15 protein-coding genes and 1 pseudogene are annotated in these 17,445 nt (G+C 71.8%); 8 read left to right on the top strand and 8 right to left on the bottom strand.

What is annotated here, in order from left to right:
• Window positions 1-141 precede the first annotated feature (141 nt).
• The gene (locus tag MTF65_RS12580) at window positions 142-1,695 is read left to right on the top strand and encodes a M28 family metallopeptidase (protein WP_243628739.1); all 1,554 of its coding nucleotides are present in this window, start codon (window positions 142-144) and stop codon (window positions 1,693-1,695) included.
• A 68-nt stretch (window positions 1,696-1,763) separates the two neighbouring features.
• Here MTF65_RS12580 and MTF65_RS12585 read toward each other — a convergent pair whose 3' ends face one another.
• Window positions 1,764-2,657, bottom strand: a complete 894-nt coding sequence (locus MTF65_RS12585; RefSeq protein WP_243628740.1) for a hypothetical protein — start codon at window positions 2,655-2,657, stop codon at window positions 1,764-1,766.
• Between the two features lie 194 nt (window positions 2,658-2,851).
• On the opposite strand from MTF65_RS12585, the gene MTF65_RS12590 reads away from it, so the two are divergent.
• The 5 genes from MTF65_RS12590 to MTF65_RS12610 all read left to right on the top strand — a co-directional run bounded on the left by MTF65_RS12590 (window position 2,852) and on the right by MTF65_RS12610 (window position 10,017).
• The gene (locus tag MTF65_RS12590) at window positions 2,852-4,102 is read left to right on the top strand and encodes a CapA family protein (protein WP_243629054.1); all 1,251 of its coding nucleotides are present in this window, start codon (window positions 2,852-2,854) and stop codon (window positions 4,100-4,102) included.
• Window positions 4,103-4,267: 165 nt separating this feature from the next.
• Window positions 4,268-6,535: a HAMP domain-containing protein gene (locus MTF65_RS12595; RefSeq protein ID WP_243629055.1), complete on the top strand. Its 2,268-nt coding sequence runs from the start codon at window positions 4,268-4,270 to the stop codon at window positions 6,533-6,535.
• A gap of 5 nt (window positions 6,536-6,540) precedes the next feature.
• Window positions 6,541-8,394 carry a poly-gamma-glutamate synthase PgsB gene (pgsB, locus tag MTF65_RS12600; RefSeq protein WP_243628741.1) on the top strand — a complete coding sequence of 618 codons (1,854 nt, stop codon included), beginning with the start codon at window positions 6,541-6,543 and terminating at the stop codon, window positions 8,392-8,394.
• The gene (locus tag MTF65_RS12605) at window positions 8,391-8,873 is read left to right on the top strand and encodes a poly-gamma-glutamate biosynthesis protein PgsC/CapC (protein WP_243628742.1); all 483 of its coding nucleotides are present in this window, start codon (window positions 8,391-8,393) and stop codon (window positions 8,871-8,873) included. The genes pgsB and MTF65_RS12605 overlap by 4 nt, the downstream gene beginning before the upstream one ends.
• 64 nt (window positions 8,874-8,937) lie before the next feature.
• Window positions 8,938-10,017, top strand: coding sequence for an NlpC/P60 family protein (locus MTF65_RS12610; RefSeq protein WP_243628743.1), 1,080 nt, complete (start codon window positions 8,938-8,940; stop codon window positions 10,015-10,017).
• Window positions 10,018-10,106: 89 nt separating this feature from the next.
• On the opposite strand, the gene MTF65_RS12615 is transcribed toward MTF65_RS12610, so the two are convergent.
• Window positions 10,107-11,093 (bottom strand): SAM-dependent methyltransferase, encoded by a 987-nt coding sequence (locus MTF65_RS12615; RefSeq protein ID WP_243628744.1) that lies wholly within the window; start codon window positions 11,091-11,093, stop codon window positions 10,107-10,109.
• Between the two features lie 106 nt (window positions 11,094-11,199).
• Between MTF65_RS12615 and MTF65_RS12620 the strand changes: the two genes are divergently transcribed.
• Complete coding sequence (locus MTF65_RS12620) at window positions 11,200-12,402, top strand: sensor histidine kinase (RefSeq protein ID WP_243628745.1); 1,203 nt, start codon at window positions 11,200-11,202, stop codon at window positions 12,400-12,402.
• Window positions 12,403-12,437: 35 nt separating this feature from the next.
• Here MTF65_RS12620 and MTF65_RS12625 read toward each other — a convergent pair.
• Together MTF65_RS12625 and MTF65_RS12630 are read right to left on the bottom strand one after the other, a co-directional pair.
• Window positions 12,438-12,797: pseudogene (locus MTF65_RS12625) on the bottom strand (XRE family transcriptional regulator); the annotation flags it as partial.
• Between the two features lie 493 nt (window positions 12,798-13,290).
• Complete coding sequence (locus tag MTF65_RS12630; RefSeq protein WP_243629056.1) at window positions 13,291-13,944, bottom strand: DNA alkylation repair protein; 654 nt, start codon at window positions 13,942-13,944, stop codon at window positions 13,291-13,293.
• A 180-nt stretch (window positions 13,945-14,124) separates the two neighbouring features.
• On the opposite strand from MTF65_RS12630, the gene MTF65_RS12635 reads away from it, so the two are divergent.
• Window positions 14,125-14,832 (top strand): response regulator transcription factor, encoded by a 708-nt coding sequence (locus MTF65_RS12635; protein WP_243628746.1) that lies wholly within the window; start codon window positions 14,125-14,127, stop codon window positions 14,830-14,832.
• A gap of 5 nt (window positions 14,833-14,837) precedes the next feature.
• On the opposite strand, the gene MTF65_RS12640 is transcribed toward MTF65_RS12635, so the two are convergent.
• The 4 genes from MTF65_RS12640 to MTF65_RS12655 all read right to left on the bottom strand — a co-directional run bounded on the left by MTF65_RS12640 (window position 14,838) and on the right by MTF65_RS12655 (window position 17,414).
• Window positions 14,838-15,254 carry a DUF1992 domain-containing protein gene (locus tag MTF65_RS12640; protein ID WP_243628747.1) on the bottom strand — a complete coding sequence of 139 codons (417 nt, stop codon included), beginning with the start codon at window positions 15,252-15,254 and terminating at the stop codon, window positions 14,838-14,840.
• Window positions 15,255-15,343: 89 nt separating this feature from the next.
• Window positions 15,344-15,487 (bottom strand): DUF6177 family protein, encoded by a 144-nt coding sequence (locus tag MTF65_RS12645; protein WP_243628748.1) that lies wholly within the window; start codon window positions 15,485-15,487, stop codon window positions 15,344-15,346.
• 92 nt (window positions 15,488-15,579) lie between these two features.
• The gene (locus MTF65_RS12650; protein WP_374207220.1) at window positions 15,580-16,926 is read right to left on the bottom strand and encodes a PH domain-containing protein; all 1,347 of its coding nucleotides are present in this window, start codon (window positions 16,924-16,926) and stop codon (window positions 15,580-15,582) included.
• A complete protein-coding gene (locus MTF65_RS12655; protein WP_243628749.1) occupies window positions 16,923-17,414 on the bottom strand; it encodes a PH domain-containing protein in 492 nt (163 codons plus the stop codon). The genes MTF65_RS12650 and MTF65_RS12655 overlap by 4 nt, the downstream gene beginning before the upstream one ends.
• Between the last annotated feature and the right edge of the window lie 31 nt (window positions 17,415-17,445).

Below are 17,445 nucleotides of genomic sequence, written 5' to 3' on the forward strand. Positions count from 1 at the left end.
CATAAACCGGAATCGGTGAAAACTCTGGCCAGAGTGGCGACTTGCTGTTTAACGTGCGTCCACCACTCCCCCACGCAGTGCGCACTCTCCTTCCGCATGCCCGTATGCCCGTATGCCTGCAACTGCCGTGAAAGGACCTCCATGCCCTCACGCCGTATAGCCGCAGCGACCGCCGCCCTGGCGACCGTGGCCCTCGTATCCCCGCTGCTGCTCGCCGGTCCCGCCGGTGCCACCAGCCCGCAGAGTGACGCCGCCCGGGGCGACGCCCTGGCGAGGAAGCTGGTCAAGGAGGCGACCGGCAAGGGCGCCTACAACCACCTGAAGGTCTTCCAGTCCATCGCGGACTACAACAACGGCACCCGCGTGGCCGGTTCGAAGGGCCACGCGCAGTCCGCGCAGTACGTCGAGGCCGTGATGAAGGCGGCCGGCTACAAGGTCACGAAGAACGAGTTCGAGTTCGTCTACGTGGAGACGATCTCCGAGAAGCTCACGGTGAACGGCTCGGCCGGGCGCGATGTCCCGATCGAGCTGATGACGTACACCGCGAGCGGCCCGCAGGACGGTGTGACGGCGCAGGTCGCGGTCGCCCCGGTCGACGCCGACGGTACGAACGGCTGCGAGCCCGGCGACTTCGCGGCCGGCACCTTCACCGGCAAGATCGCGCTGGTCAAGCGCGGCGGCTGCACCTTCGCCGCGAAGCAGCAGAACGCGGCGGCGGCCGGCGCCGTCGGCGCGATCATCTACAACAACACCGCGGGCCCCCTGAACGGCACCCTCGGCGACCCGGCCGCGGGCAAGGTCCCGACCGGCGGCATCACCCAGGAGGCGGGCGAGAAGCTCACCGCCGAGGCCGCGGCCGGCCCGGTCGAGGTCACCCTGGACATCCGCGAGCTGCGCGAGAACCGCACGTCGTACAACGTGATCGCGGAGACCCGGGGCGGCGACGAGAACAACACCGTCTTCCTCGGCGCGCACCTCGACTCGGTCGCGGCGGGCCCGGGCATCAACGACAACGGCTCCGGTTCGGCCGGCATCCTCCAGGTCGCGCAGCGCCTCGCGAGCAGCCAGTCGAAGATCAACAACAAGGTCAAGTTCGCCTGGTGGTCGGCGGAGGAGTTCGGCCTGCTCGGCTCGGAGGCGTACGTCGCCGGGCTGACGGACGCCCAGAAGAAGCAGATCAAGCTGTACCTGAACTTCGACATGATCGCCTCGCCGAACTCCGCGTACTTCGTGTACGACGGCGACAACTCGGACGGTGTCGGCGCCGGCCCCGGTCCGGAGGGCTCGGCGCAGCTGGAGAAGGGGATCAACTCCTTCCTCGACTCCAAGAACGTCCCGCACGAGGGCACGGACTTCACGGGCCGCTCGGACTACGGCCCGTTCATCGAGGTCGGCATCCCGTCGGGCGGTACGTTCACGGGCGCCGAGGGCATCAAGACGCCGGAGCAGGCTGCGAAGTTTGGCGGTCAGGCGGGTGTCGCCTACGACGTGAACTACCACGCCAAGGGTGACGACATCACCAACATCGACCAGAAGGCGCTCGACATCAACGTCGACGTCATCGCGGACGCGGTCGGCCACTACGCGTTCGACCTGGCTCCGCTGTCGCAGCCGGTCGTCTCCGAGCCGACCGACGGCGACGCGGGCAGCGGCGGCGGCCTGCACGACGGCCACGGCCACGAGGTCACCGAGTAACCGAGTAACCGAGTAACCGAGTAACCGAGTCATGCTGGGGGCCGGTATCCCGTCGGGGATGCCGGCCCTTAGCTCTTCGACCAGCTCTTCGACCAGACTGCGGTGACGGACGCGATCGCGTCGGCGGTCGCCGCCATCCGGCGGGGGCTGGCGCGGACGCTCCGGCTGAGCTCCAGGTGCAGGAAGCGCGTCTCGCGCGCGGCGGCCAGCCGGCCCTGCTCGTTGGTCCGGCCCGACAGCTTGCAGTGGGTGGCCCACGCCCGGCACGCCGTGACGCCCTTGCCGCGCAGCACCCCGGCGAGACGCACGCCGTCCTCGACGGCCGCGTCCCCGGCGCCCGTGGAGACGACGGCGTCGGTACCGGGGGCGGAGTCGTCGGCGAAGCCGTGGAGCTGGATTCCCGGCAGGCCCCGGCGGGTCAGTTCGGCGATGACGGCGTGGAACACCGAGTCGGTGCGGTGCGCCATGTCGGCCACGTCGCCCTCGCCCTCGGCCTCGCCCCCGCCCCCGGCCGCTTCGTCGGCCGCGTCCTCCGCGGCGCCGTCGGCCGCGTCGTCGCCGGACTTGCCCGCCGTACGGTGGGCCCCCGCCAGCACCATGACGCCGCCCGGGGCCGCGCGCAGCACCTTGACGCCCAGCCGCTCCGTGTCCCGGTCCGCGACCGGGTGCGGGACCTGGACCGACCAGCGCGGCCGCTCGCCCAGCTCGACGTAGACCCGCCCCCAGCCCCGGTTGGCGGAGCCGGGCCGGGCCGCCGCGTCGGAGACCTCGGCGAAGCGGCGGCCGCTGGCCTTGTCGGTGAAGGTGTCGAGGGCGTAGTCCAGCTCGGCCAGCCGGGTGCGCGCCTCCTCGGGATTCCCGTCGAAAAGGGAAGAAACCGCCTCAACCAAGGCCGCTCTCTCGACCGAGGTGGGGGCGCGATAGCCGCCCGTCATCCCGAATTCCGACGTGAAACGGGTCACCCGCTTCAGGAGATCGACTTCCTCCGCAATGGGCGGATTGGATGATTCCGATTCCGGCGCCTTTCCGGACGAACCCGTGTAACCAGGGGTGACGTATGCCACCAGCGCCAAGATCGCCCCGGCGAGTGCCGCAGCAATCGTTACGTTCCTTGTGATTTTCGGACTCATCGTTGACTGAAAATAGCCCAGTGATAATCAGCCCCACCCGACTGGTCTCCGCCCGGACCCGAGCCGCCGCACTGCTCGCCCTCCCGCTGAGCCTCTCGCTCGTGGCGTGCGGCCCCTTCGGCGACCCGACGGCGGAGTCGGGCGACGGGGCAGGGGCCGGCGCCAAGGGAAGCCCGGGCCGTTCGTTCAGCGTCGCCGCCGCCGGCGACATCCTGATCCACCCCCAGCTGACCGACCAGGCCGCCCGGGACGCCAAGGCGGCCGGGCACAAGGGCTACGACTTCGACCGGATCCTGGCCGGGGTCAAGCCGGTCATCAGCAAGGCGGACCTCGGGATCTGCCACATGGAGCCCGTACTCGGCCGGCCGAACGGCCCCTTCCAGACGTACCCCGATTTCCTCGTGCCGCCGCAGATAGCCAAGACGATCAAGAACGTCGGCTACGACACCTGCTCGACGGCCTCCAACCACACCCTCGACCACGGCGAGGACGGCGTCCGCAACACCCTGGACACCCTGGACCGGGAAGGCCTCAAGCACACCGGCTCCGCCCGCGACCAGGCCGAGGCCGACAAGCCGCTGATCCTGGACGTCAAGGGCGTGAAGGTCGCCCAGATCTCCTTCGCCTTCGGCTTCAACGGGCGCGAGGTCCCCCAGGACAAGCCCTGGATGGCCAACCTCATCGGCTTCAAGGACATCGCCGCCGCCGAGAAGAAGGCCCGCGCGGCCGGCGCCGAGGTGGTGATCCTCTCCATCCACTGGGGCCGTGAGCACCAGCCCAACCCGAGCAACCCGCAGTTGCAGCTGGCCCGCCGGATCGCCAAGGAGACCGGGATCGACCTGGTCATCGGCCACCACGCGCACGTCGTGCAGCCGATGGAGAAGGTCGGGGGCACCTGGGTGGCCTACGGGCTGGGCAACCAGCTCGCCCGCCACGACGTGCCCACCGGTCTGACCGAGGAGGGCGCCATCGGCTGGTTCGACTTCACGGAGAAGAACGGCGCGTGGGAGGTGCGGGCCCGGTTCGTGCCGACCTTCACCGACATCCCGCCGGACCCCGAGAGCACCCCGGGGGCGGACGCGCCCGCCGGGGGCGACGCCAAGCCGGTGCGCGACCACCGCCTGGTCAACGTGGCCGAGGCCCTGCGCGACGACAAGAACCTGCTGCCCGAGCAGAAGGCCCGCTACCGGCTGGCCTTCGAGCGCACCCAGGGCACCATGCTCAACCGCGGCGCCGCCAAGGACGGGCTGCGGCCCTTGCAGGACCTGCCCGACTGACGCCGCGCCGGGCACACCGCATCGCACCACGCCGCACCGCGCACCGCACCGCACACGTCACCGCATCGCCGCTACGCATCCCCGATTCCCGCGTCCAGGAGAGGAGCCCCCGCTGTGGCCGCATCGCGCAAGACGCGGCGGCGCAAGGCCCGCCGCAGGGCCGACATGTCGCTGCTCGGTGGCATCAGGCCGCCGATCACCGTGCTGTCGGTGCTGCTGCTCGCCCTCGCCGGGTTCACGGCCCTGAGCCTGGGCAGCGTCCGCGAGGACAGACTGCCCGCGGCCGTGCTCACCTCGCAGCAGCACTTCGCCGAGGACGGCGCGATCGCACTGCGCGCCTCCCTCGACGAGAGCGTCACCGACCTCAACCGGTCCGCGGCCCTGTTCTCCACCGGGAAGCCGGTGGCCCCGGACGCCGTCCTCGACCGGATCGGCAGCGTCTACCAGAAGTGGCGCGGCACCGCCGTCGTCGAGATCAGCTCCGGCCGGCTGCTCGCCGCCCGCGGCGAGAACCTCCCGCTGACCGCCATCGACCGCGCCAAGCTCTCCGGCGAAGGCGGCCTGGCCCCCCGGATGGTCAAGCTGGCCAATGGCGAGACCCGTCTGCTGACGCTCTCCCTGCTGTCCTGGCAGGGCCAGCCCCAGCAGCTGCTCGTCGCCTCCAGCAGCCTGCGCTTCCCCGGCATCAGCCTCGGCAACTTCCGGGCCATCGCCGTCGTCGGGCCCGACGGCTCCGTGCTCAGCAACGACGGCATCCCCGAGCCCGAGATGGTGCTCACCGACCTCCAGCGCGCCGACGTCAAACGCGACACCAAGCAGCTGGCCTCCTTCGCCAAAACCGCCGCCGAGCGGGCCGAGGCGCACCCCCTGAGCACGAAGGAGCCCGGCTCCGGCGGCTTCCTCGGAGTCAGCGGCAGCCTGATGGGCGGCGAGTGGGCAGGCGAACGCGCCGCCGCCGGCTACGCACGCCTGGCCGGCCCGGAACCGGGCGTCGGAACCGGCGCCACCAGCCTGGAACTGACCGTCGTCGCCATGGTCAACGTCGCGGAGAGCGCCGAGCGCACCTCGGACGCCTTCGCCGGGCTGGTCCTGGCCGGCGCCCTGCTGCTGGTCGGCGCCCTGGTCATCGCGCTGCTGATCGGCACCGTGCAGCGCCCGCTGATCGCCCTGTTCCTGGAGAGCCGCCGGCTCACCCGCGGCGACCTGACCCGGCGCGTCACCGTCCCCCGGGGCGGCGAGGCCGCCCGGATCGGGACCGCGCTGGAGCGGCTGCGCCGCCAGCTGCTCGACGAATCGGGCGACGAGGCCGCCGCCGCCCCGCGCCGCCGCGGCGGACGACTCCGGCGTACGGGCGCCCGTACGCTCGTCGCCCTGTGCGGGGTGCTGCTGCTGGCCTGGTGCGTCCCCCTGGGGCTGCTCGTCAACCGGGCCGGGGACGAGGTCGTCGTCCCCCAGCAGCTGGTCAACGACCAGCGGGAGCGCACCGACACCCTCAACGACCGGATCCGGCGCGCGCTCAACGAGGGCCACGCCGACCTGCTCTCCGTGGCCTCGCTGATGGGCGAGGACACCGGCGCGCCGCACATGCGCACCGTCCTGGAGCGCACCCTCCACGAACACCTGCGCTACCAGTCCCTCTACGTGCTCGACGCCAACGGCAAGATCCTCGCCCGGGCGGGCGACGACCCGCAGGCCGCCGACGGCAAGGGCCCCCGCGAAGAACCGATCGCCCTTCACGACGGCGCCAAGGAGCCGGTCGTCATCGCGACGGCCCAGATACCCGACCGGGACGGCACGGCGATCGTCGGCGAGTTCCGCATCGACTTCCTCAACTCCCTGCTCAAGCGGCCGGGTCTCGGCGAGATCCGGGTGGTGGACTCCAAGCACCGGGTCATCGCCTCCAACAGCGGCTACCGGGCGTTCGAGAAGCTCGACGACGAGCGGCTCGACGCCCTCGTCGAGGGCTCCGCCCTCAAGGTCGGCATGTCCCCCCGGCCCGGCAGCATCCTCTACCGCAGCGGCGGCGACCACGTCATCGCGGCCGCGGCCCCGTTCGTCGGCGGCGGCGCCGCCAAGCCCTTGGACTGGACCGTGGTCAGCTGGCAGTCCGCCAAGGGCCTGGCCATCCACGAGTACAGCCTGCAGAACCGCACCGTCCTCGCCGGCCTGCTCGGCCTCGCGGTCGGCGCGGCCAGCCTGGGCTGGCTCGTGATCATCGTGGTCGGCCCGCTCCGCGAACTCGCCCGGCGCGCCGAGGCGCTCGCCGACGGCGACCGGCGCACGGTGCTCTACCCGCGCCACCACGACGAGGTGGGCGCCGTGACGCGGAGCCTGGAAATCATCCGGCAGCAGCTCCAGCAGCAACAGCAGCAGCGCAGTAAGCAGGCCGAGGCGGGCGGGCAGTCGTCCGCCGCCCCAGCCGGAAGGAACTGATCCCCGTGCTCTTCCTCTACTGCGTGCTGCTCGTCTGCTGCGCGATCATGCTGGTTGCCGGCATCGTCGAGCAGCGCCGGCACTTCGCCAGCCTCGACCAGATACCGAACCGGGTGCTGGTCAACGGCATCCGCGGAAAGAGCTCGATCACCCGGCTGTGCGCGGGCGCGCTGCGCGGCGGCGGGCTGACCACGGTCGCGAAGACCACGGGCACGGCGGCCCGGTTCATCCACCCCGACGCCACCGAGGAACCCGTCTACCGCAAGTTCGGGATCGCCAACGTCGTCGAGCAGATCGGCATCGTGCGGCGCGCCGCCGCCTACCGGCCGGACGCGCTGGTCATGGAGTGCATGGCGGTCATGCCGGCACTCCAGGAGATCAACCAGTCCAAGCTGATCCAGTCGACGATCGGCGTGCTGTGCAACGTCCGTGAGGACCACGTCGCCGAGATGGGCCCGACGCTGGACGACATCGCGCGGTCCCTTTCGCGCTCGATGCCGTACGGCGGGATCTGCGTCACCGCCGAGAAGGAGCGTTTCGCCGTCCTCCAGGAGGAGGCCGACGCCCGGGACTGCCAACTCCTGTACGCGGACCCCGACACGGTCAGCGACGAGGAGCTGCGCGGGTTCAGCTGGTTCACCTTCAAGGAGAACGTGGCCATCGCGCTCACCGTCGCCGAACTCCTCGGCATCGACCGGGCCACCGCCCTCCAGGGCATGTACGACGCCCCGCCGGACCCGGGCGTGCTGTCGGTCGAGCGGTACCTGGCCCCCGGCGGGAAGCGGCTGCGCTTCGCCAACGTGTTCGCGGCGAACGACCCCGAGTCGACGCTGATGAACATCAACCAGCTGCTGGACCTCGGGGCGGTGGACCGCCCGCTGAACGTGGTGATCAACTGTCGGCCCGACCGGGTCGAGCGCAACGGGCAGATGGGCGCGATCATCCCGGAACTGCGGCCCGACAAGGTGTTCGTGATCGGGCATCCGGCCCGCAGCGCCATCGACGCGATCCCGGCCGAGTGGCGCGACCGCGCCGTGGACCTGGGCGGCGACCACCGCGACGGCGAGGAGTTCCTGCACGAGCTGCTCGGCCACCTCGGGGCCAGCTCCTCGCTCGTGGCGATCGGCAACATCCACGGCCAGGGCGAGGTCCTCCTGGACCACCTCGCGGACCTCCCACCGGACGAGTCGGCCCCGACACCCGACACCACCCCGCCCCCGACGCCCCCGATGTCCACCCGCCCCCTGGCCCCGTACGCGGCGGACCCGCACGCGGCCGACCCGCACGCCGCGGACCGCTACGGCGCGGACCCGTACGCCGGGGACCGCTACGGCGCGGACCCGTACGCCGGGGACCGCTACGGCGCGGACCCCTACCCCAGGGATCCGTACGCCGGGGACCCCTACCCCGGGGATCCGTACGCCGGAGATCCCTATGCGGCGGACCGGTACGTGGGCGCCGGGTACACGGGCGCCCCCTACGCAGGCGCCCCACACGGGGCCGCACCCCAGACCCCCGCCCCATACCCGGGTGTCCCGGACCGAGGTGCGCCTCACGCGGGCGCCCCCTACGCAGGCACCCCACACGGGGCCGCACCCCAGACCCCCGCCCCGTACCCGGGTGTCCCGGACGGAGGTGCGCCTCACGCGGGTGCCCCCTACCCGGGTGTCCCCAACGGGGTCGTACCGCAGGGCCGCGCAGGCGATCGGCCGGCGGGCCCGGTGGATCCCCTCGGGATCGCCGCCGCCACTCCCGTACCGGCCTGGCCGCAGCCGCAACCGCAACCGCAGCCGCAGCCGCCGCAGGTCCACCCGTTCCCCCGGCAGGGGCACCGGCAGAACCCAGGAGAACCCCGTTGATCCCCGCCGTCCTCACCCCCGAGATCGCCGCGATCGGCATCGCGCTGGGCCTGCTGTTCTCGCTCGTCTGCTACCTCACGACCAACCTCTCCCCCGGCGGAATGATCACCCCCGGCTGGCTGGCGCTGACCCTGCTGGAGGACCTCCAGCGCGCCGCCCTCGTCGTCGGCGTGACCGTGATGACGTACGTGCTGACGCTGGTCGTCCAGCGCTTCGTGATCCTCTACGGCAAGCGGCTGTTCGCGGCCGTCGTGCTGCTCGGCGTCCTGCTCCAGGCCACCGTGGTGATCGTGCTCCAGATGGAGTTCCCGCTCCTCTACGCCAACCAGACCCTCGGCTTCATCGTGCCCGGCCTGATCGCGTACCAGCTGGTCCGCCAGCCCAAGGGCGCCACCCTGCTCGCCACCGGCAGCGCCACGCTCATGACCTACGTCGTGCTGACCGCCGGCATCCTGCTCGGCGCCATGCCGGCCGCCTGAGCCCGTCCCGTCCCTACCCGCCCCGCCCCACCCCGCCCCCCTCCAACCGCCCGGAGCACCCCGCATGACCGCCAAGCCGAAGAGCCGCATCCGCCCCGCGCTGCACGCCGTCACCGTGGTCACGCTGCTGGCCGCGAGCGGCTACCTCACGTACGCGCTGCGCGTCGAGGAGCAGGCCAAGGCGCCCGCCGTCCAGGTGGTCGACGACAAGAACATCGCGGCGGGCCTCAAGGCGGGCGAGGCGGACGCCCAGCAGTGGGAACGCCTCAAGGGCCCCGACCGCTCGGTGATGCGCGACGGCCACGGCCAGGTGCTGGCCACCTTCACCGACGGCGCCCGGACGGCCACCCTCACCGGACCGAGCCGCACCTTCACCGAGCCCGCCAACACCAAGACCCGCGTCGTGACCGAGAACTGGGTCCGCCTCATGCCCGAACCCTGGAAGCAAGGCGCGGAGAACGAGAAGTGGTTCAAGGAGTGGTTCAAGAAGTACTTCGGGAGCCAGGAGGACGACGTCTTCGCGATGGCGTTCCAGTACGGAGACCAGGCCCCGGTGAAGAAGGACGCGCAGGGCGTCGCGTACGCGGGCGACGCCTCCTTCGGCCCGATCAACCCCAACGGCTCCGAGGGCAACGACCTGCGCCTCGAACAGTCGGACTTCTACGACTACCTCGGCACCCCGTACACCTTCCGCAACGGCACCAAGAAGCAGGCCCAGACCGCCCGCTACCGCTCCATGGACTGCTCCGGTTTCATCCGCACCGTCTTCGGATACCGGGCCCGCTACCCCCTCATGCCCGACGACAAGCCGGGCGCCGGCCTGCCGCGCACCGCGAACGGGATGGCCCGCTCCGCCCTGGGCGCGGACGTCCTCCCGCTCAAGGGGATCGGCCCGGAGGACCGGCCCACCGCAATCGACGTGATCCAGCCGGGCGACCTGCTGTTCTTCAAGCTCGACGCGCGCACCAACGACCGCCTCGACCACACCGGCATCTACCTCGGCACCGACACCGACGGCCACAAGATCTTCATCTCCAGCCGGGAAGAGGCCAACGGCCCCACCATCGGCGACAAGGGCGGCACCTCGCGGCTCGACGGCAACGGCTACTACGCGACGACGCTGCGCAGCGCGAAGCGGCTTTGATCCTTGACGCGCCCCTCGCACGGCTCGGCCCTGACGGGCCTCCCCGGCTTCGGACCGCTGTGCCGGACTCCGTCCGGCAGCGGCTGCCCCTAGCCGCCCGGCCGCCAGGCCGGGATCCCCACCGGCTGCACCAGCCAGCCGAAGTCCCCGAGCCCGCCGCGCGCGGTGAGTTCGGCCGCCTCGCCCGCGCCGGCCAGGGCGCGCACGTACGCCGCCGGGTCGGCCGAGGCGAGGGCCAGCGGGGGCCGGCCCCCGCTGACGCCGAGGGCGGTGAGCGCCTCGCGCTGGGTCAGCAGGGCCGCGCCCGGTCCCGCGCAGGCGTCCAGTGCCACATGGGCGGTGACATCGCAGCCGCCGTCCGGGACCGCCGGGACCTCCCGGCCCGCGCGGAAACCGGTGAGCGTGCCGAACGGGGGCCGGGTGTCCCGGGTGTGGGCGTAGTCGACGGCCACGGCCAGACCCCGGTCCAGGGTCGCCACCGCCGCCGCCCAGGCCTCGTCACGGGGCCGGCCGATCTCGGCGCGGCCCGCGCCCGGCCACCACCGCTCCAGCCAGGCCAGGTCCTCGCCTTCCACGGGCCCGCCCCGGCTCTCCGTACCGTCGGGCGCGACCAGGACGTAATGCCCGTCCTCGGCGATGTCCAGCGGTACGTTGTCGAGCCACTCGTTCGCGAACAGCAGCCCCGTCGTCCGTTCGGGCGGTGCGGCAACCCAGCGGATCCGCGGATCCAGCCCCTCCAGCCCCTCCGGCGCCGCCGCGCGCTCCACGGCGTACGGGCGCACCCGGGCCGCCGTCTCCGGCTCCAGCGCGGCCAGCACCCCGGCCAGCAGCTCGCCCCGTCCGGCCCCGACGTCCACCAGGTCCAGCGCGTCCGGACGGCCGAGTTCCGCGTCCACCCACCGCAGCAGCCGGGCCACGGCCCCCGCGTACAGCGACGAGGCGTGCACGGACGTACGGAAGTGGCCGGCGGGACCCGGCCCGCCGGGGCGCACGTAGAAGCCGCCGGGGCCGTACAGCGCGGCCTCCATCGCCGTCCGCCAGCGGACGGGAACCATGGCTTCACCCTGAGTGCTCATCGCCCCAAGGCTATGCTGCCTCCACCTTGGGGAGTACTTTCCCCGGTGACAGGTTCGGACCTGTGGTTGACTCCAGCACCTATCGTCGTTGCCTACTCTGGGTTACGTGCAGCGCCTCTACGACTTCCTCCGCAGACACCCGACGGGCGTCGACAGCTTCTGGGCTGTCCTCCTGTGCGGGATCGGACTGCTGCAGGTCGCGGACGACAGCTTCAACAGCACCGCCATCCGGCTGGCCGCCGTCGTCTCGGTGCTCGCCCTGGGCGTGGTCGTGGCCCTGCGCCGCAGATGGACACGGCAGATGTTCTGGCTGGCGGTCGCGACCGGCGTCTATCAGCTGCTGGTCGGCATCGAGGTGCACAACGCCGACTTCGGGATGCTGATCATCCTGTACACGGTCGCCGCCTCGGCCGAGGTCTCGCGCCGCCTCTCCCGTACGGCGCTCTGCGTCGGCTTCACCGCCGCCCCCCTCTACGCCCTGCGCTTCCGCATGGACAAGGGAACCCCCACGAACGACATCCTCTTCACCCTGTTCGCCATCGTCCCCTTCGTCCTCGCCTGGGTGATGGGCGACTCGCTGCGCACGCGCCGGGCCTACTACGCCCAGCTCGTCGAGCGGAACCAGCGCCTGGAGAAGGAGCGCGAGGCCCAGGCCAAGGTGGCCGTGGCCGCCGAGCGCGCCCGCATCGCCCGCGAGCTGCACGACGTCGTCGCGCACAACGTCTCGGTGATGGTGGTCCAGGCCGACGGCGCCGCGTACGTCATGGACGCCGCCCCCGAACAGGCCAAGGAGGCCCTCCAGACCATCTCCGGCACCGGGCGCCAGGCGCTGGCCGAGATGCGGCGACTGCTGGGCGTCCTGCGCACGGGCGAGCCGCAGGAGTCCGAGGACTACGTGCCGCAGCCCGACGTCGAGCAGATCGAGGTCCTGGTCGAACAGGTCCGGGCGGCCGGGCTCGACGTGGACTTCGAGGTCGAGGGCGCGCCACGGCGGCTGCCCAGCGGCGTGGAGCTGACGGCGTACCGGATCGTCCAGGAAGCCCTGACGAACACGCGCAAGCACGGGGGCCCCGAGGCGAAGGCGAGCGTGCGGCTGGTCTACTTCGACGACGGCCTCGGCCTGCTGATCGAGGACGACGGCCGCGGCTCGCCGCACGAACTGTACGAGGACGGCGGCGCCGACGGCGCCGGGCACGGCCTGATCGGCATGCGGGAACGCATCGGCATGGTCGGCGGAACCCTGGACGCGGGCCCCCGCCCGGGCGGCGGCTTCCGGATCAGCGCGCTACTCCCGCTCAAGAAGAGCTGACCACCGAGTGAGGACGTACACACTCGGGCACGCCCCTATGAGACCAGTACCCCTCGCTCCCACAGCTCTTCCGCGTGATCCTTGAACCTGTCGAACATCCCCCCGTCACCCTGGCGGCGGAGGTGGAGCATCGGGGAGTCATGTCCGATCACGCGGGCCAAGTGGGGCGTGACGAGCGCGTCGTGATCGAACTGGAAGACACTCAGCCCCACGTGGTTCGCGGCGTCGGAGGCCTCGCTGAATCTCGCCTCAAGCCCTTCCAGCGGCCCGAGGCGGTCCAGGTTCTCCAGGGTGATCCTGATGCGCGTGGAGACGGTGAGCGCCGCCGCTTCGACGTCCTCGCGCTGGCGGGTGATCTCACCCTCGGGGTCTCCGAGCAGGAACCGCACCCGGCACGTGTCGAGCCGGTTTTGCGCGTGCGGCGTGCGCTCCTCGTCAGCGATCCAGCGTTCCACGCTCTTCTGAACCCTACTGCTGGACGTCTCAACTGTCGTCACAACAAGGGGAGATACGTCCTCCCAGGTGGAGGAGCATCGCACCGTAGCCGGTGACCCGTGCTCCATCGCCGTGCAGAACGCGGAGCTGCGTAACCACCCGCACTGCTGGGGTACGGCGTGAGCACGAGAGCGGTACTTCGGTACATCGGCTACGGCATGCGCCGCCACCCCTTCGCCGAGACGACAGCGACCGCACGTTGCTCGGCAGGCCCGGTACGGGTCTTCCGGTCGGGTGAGCCCGTGCGCCCGCTGGGGCGCGACCTTCGGAGACGCGTTCCCGCCCTGCGAGTGCCTGCGCTGCGTACTCGTCATGTGGAACTTCGAGACTCCCCGCCCGTGACGGGCACCGCCGGGTCATCGCAGCGGCGGCAACCGCCGCCCCGCGCACCGGTCAAGCCACCGTCTTAGCGTGCTGTCGTCGCACCATCTCGGAGATCCAGATGGGCGCGAACGGAGACGTGCAACCCGGGGAAGTCGGGTAGTCCTTGAGCACCTCCAGGCGCTCACCGATGTCGATCGCACGGGTGCGGTGCTCGGCGTGCTCGATCCCGATCTGAGCCAGGCAGTGGTTCATCGCCCACTGCAGGCGGTCCGGGGCGTCTTTCATCTCCGCCTCGATGACGTGTAGCAGTCCTGTGAGGTCGAGGCCCTCGGGCTTCTTCGCCACGCGTTCGGTGGTCAGCGCCCAGCCGGCACTCGCGACCACTGGATCCGGGTCGGCGGACCAGGCCAGGCGCAGTTCTTCGGAGTGCGGGTTCTTCTTCACCACGTAGTTCACGAGCCAGTCGTGCACCTTGGGTGTGCGCGCCTCGCGCACCATGGCGTCCAACTCGTCACGCTCGAACGCCTTCGGGCGGCAGATCAGGACCGCCAGCAGTCTCGCCGCGGTGTCATCCGTATCCCAGAGCCGGCACGCGAGCTCCTGCTGCGTCTTCAGCCGCTTCGCGAGCGCGCGCAGCTTGCTGAGGTTCACACCGTGATCGTCACCGTGTCTCTCGTTCACCGCGCGCGTCTTCGGGTCCTCGAGCTCGGCCAGCTCGGCCATCACCTCGGCCAACGCCGTCTCGGCCACCTCAGCCTCCTGTCCCTCGCGTGCGAAATTCAGCCTACGACGGGAGTCGTCCCCCTGTCGTAGCGAGATCCGCTGCACGGGCGGCACCCTGCCCCGTCCCGCGACGGAGGGCGTCACAGCCGGGCGGGGCTCTCGTCTGCGTACTCTGGCCGCATGACTGCCTTTGATGCGACGCCCGCCCCGGCAAATTCCGTAAGAGTCATGCTCGTCGACGACCAGGTGCTGCTGCGCACCGGTTTCCGGATGGTGCTCGCCGCCCAGCCGGACATGGAGGTCGTCGCCGAGGCCGGCGACGGCCTGGAGGCACTGGAGGTGCTGCGGGCCACGAAGGTGGACGTGGTGCTGATGGACGTCCGCATGCCCAGGCTGGACGGGGTCGAGGCGACCCGGCGCATCTGTGAGCCGGAGGAGCACCCGAAGGTAATCATCCTGACCACCTTCGACCTGGACGAGTACGCCTTCTCGGGCCTGAAGGCCGGCGCGAGCGGCTTCATGCTGAAGGACGTCCCGCCGGCCGAGCTGCTGGCCGCGATCCGCTCGGTGCACAGCGGCGACGCGGTGGTCGCCCCCTCCACGACCCGGCGGCTGCTGGACCGGTTCGCCCCGATGCTGCCGACGACCACGGCGGAGCCTCGTAACAAGGAGATCGAGCGGCTGACGGAGCGCGAGCGCGAGGTCATGCTGCTCGTCGCCCAGGGCCTCTCGAACGGCGAGATCGCGGCCCGGCTGGTCCTGTCGGAGGCCACCGTGAAGACCCACGTGGGCCGCATCCTGACGAAGCTGGCCCTGCGCGACCGCGTCCAGGTCGTGGTCCTGGCCTACGAGACGGGCCTGGTCCGCGCGGGCGGCGGAGCCGGCTGAGCCAGCTAGGCGACGGCTAAGCAGTTTTCGCGGGTCTCGCGCCACGTCGCCAGCACGCCCTCGACGTCGAACTCGACGAGGCCCAGAAGCGGTCCGGGCGGCGGCATGCGCAGTGCCGCCCGGATCTTCTCGTTGATCGCGAAGAGGATGTCGCGCGCCGCGCGCTCGGAGCGTGCCGTGCGGGCCGCCTCCAGCGCGTCCTCGGCCTCCTTGCGCAGCGCGAGCGTGGGCGGCAGCACCGCGAACCCCTCGCGGCGCATCTTCTCCTTGATCCACCACATCTCTTCGTACGGGGCGTCGAGCGAGGCCAGCGGCTTTCCCCAGCCCGGCAGGTTATCGAAGGCGCCGTGCTCGTAGGCCTCCCTGATCTGCCGGTCCACCCAGGACTCCACGCTGACGCCGGGCGGTTTGCGCTCGGTCACGGTGCCTCCTCGGTCACGGTGCCTGGTAGGTCACGGTGTCCTGCTCGGCCATCGCCTCGATCCCGTACGTTCGAGCGTAGCCCCGGGGCCTACGATTCCGGCCGGGCCGAGTGGCGCAGGTGGGTCAGGAGGGTGTCCAGGACCTCCCAGGTGCCGGGGTCCGTACCGTCGCCCAGCGGGTAGTGCAGCCCCGGGCGCTTCGACGGGCCGACCGGGACCGGCCGTACGGCCACCGAAAATCGCCCCCCGAGCCAAGACGGCGTCCTCGTCCACGAGTTGGGACGGGACGTCGAAGTAGTAGAAGTAGTCGAAGTGCCGGGCGGCCTCAGGTCATCCAGCGGTCCGGGCGGGCCGAGGCTCGGGATGTGCGGGATCGGGCCGCCTGGGCGTGCAGCAGTTCGGCGGCCTCGGCGGCCGGCCTGAGGCGGGCCGTGACCGTGCCGTTCGCGCCGGTGTCCACGCATACGTCGGCCACCCCGCGCGCCCGTTCCCAGGGGCCCTGGGTGAGGCGGACGCTCTGCATTTTTGCGTGCGGGACGATCTCCGTACGCCGGCACAGGCGGCCGTGCCGGGCGGCGAACACGTCCTCCGAGACGGCCAGGGCGTAGCCCTTCCACCACACCGGGACCACCCAGCGCGATCCGGCCCGGGGCGAGGGGCTGAAGTCCAGCGCTGTCAGGTCCACCCCCGGCAGCACCCGGGCGATCACGGCCCCGGCCGCCGCGCGCGGGGCCACCGGGACCAGGACCCCGTTCTTCGAGCCCGCCACCGCGAGCTCCACCCGCACCCAGCCGCGGCGCCGCCACAGCAGCGGCTCCACGAGCTTCACGCTCTGCACGCGCCCCGGCGGCACCGTCTCGTGCGCCCGGTCCAGCAGCCCGTGGTCCAGCCGGAGCCCGTCCGGGGAATCGGCGACGGTCCAGTCGTACTCGGTGAGGAACCGGCCGGCCGTGCCGGTCCAGACCCCGCCCACGAAGGGCAGCAGGGTGGCGATCGTCGCCCAGAGGTTTTCGCTGAACCACCACACCGCGACCGGGACGATCAGCCCGGCGGCCAGCGCGGCCCACGCGCCGAGGGTGAGCACCAGCGACATCGCCAGGTCCCGGGGGCCGACGCGGAGCAGCTCCCGCTCCGGGGCCTCGCCGACCGCGACCGCCTGCGCCGGGGCGAAGCCCGCCGCCCGGGCCAGCAGCTCGGCGCGCAGCGCCACGGCCTCCCGCTCGTCGAGGAAGGCCAGCTCGTCCTTGGCCTCCGTGCCGATCACGTCGAGCCGCAGTTTGGCGACCCCGGCCAGCCGGGCCAGCAGCGGCCGGGTCACGTCCACCGCCTGGATCCGGTCTAGCCGGATGTGCGCGGTGCGGCGGAACAGCAGCCCGGTGCGGATGCGCAGCTCGGTGTCGGTCACGGAGTAGTGCGTGAACCACCAGCTCAGGAACCCGTACAGGCCGAACACGACGACCAGGCCGGCCACGGTCAGCGCCCGCAGGCCACCGGGCAGCCCTCCCACCCATCGCGCGACCCTCTCGCCCTGCTGGGCGACGACGCCGACGGTCGCGGCGATCGGCACCCACGCCCGGCGCAGCGGGGTGAGGACGTGCAACCGTCGCTCGGCCGCCGCCGCCCCCGGGCCGGCACCGGTACGCACAGCCCCGTCGGCCCCGTCGCCGCTCACAGCCCCGCCGACCTTGCCTCGCCGAGCTCCGTCAGCCGGTCGCGCAGCCGCTCCGCCTCGGCCGGCACCAGCCCCGGAATCCTCGCGTCCGTGGCCGCGGCCGCCGTGTGCAGCTGTACGGAGGCCAGCCCGAACCGCCGCTCCAGCGGCCCCGAGGTCACCTCGACCAGCTGCATCCGCCCGTACGGGACCACGGTCTGCTCCCGCCACAGCACACCCCGGCTGATCAGCAGGTCGTCGGCGCGCTCGGCGTACCGCCAGGACCTCCAGTTCCGGCCGAGCAGCACCCAGCCCCAGGCCAGGACCACCAGCCAGAACGCCCCGAGGGCCGCCCACCCGGGGCCGGCCGTCAGACCCAGCACGAGGCCGGTCACCACCGTGAACAGCGTCATCCAGATCACCAGCAGCAGCCGCCGCAGCGTGAGCAGCCCGCCCGGCAGACCCACCCACCCCGCCCGGTCCGTCTCACCGTTCGTCCCCGTTTCCATCCCCCCACCCTAGGGCTGAGACAATGCCCAC

Source organism: Streptomyces sp. APSN-46.1 (genome assembly GCF_022815725.1).
GTDB lineage: Bacteria > Actinomycetota > Actinomycetes > Streptomycetales > Streptomycetaceae > Streptomyces.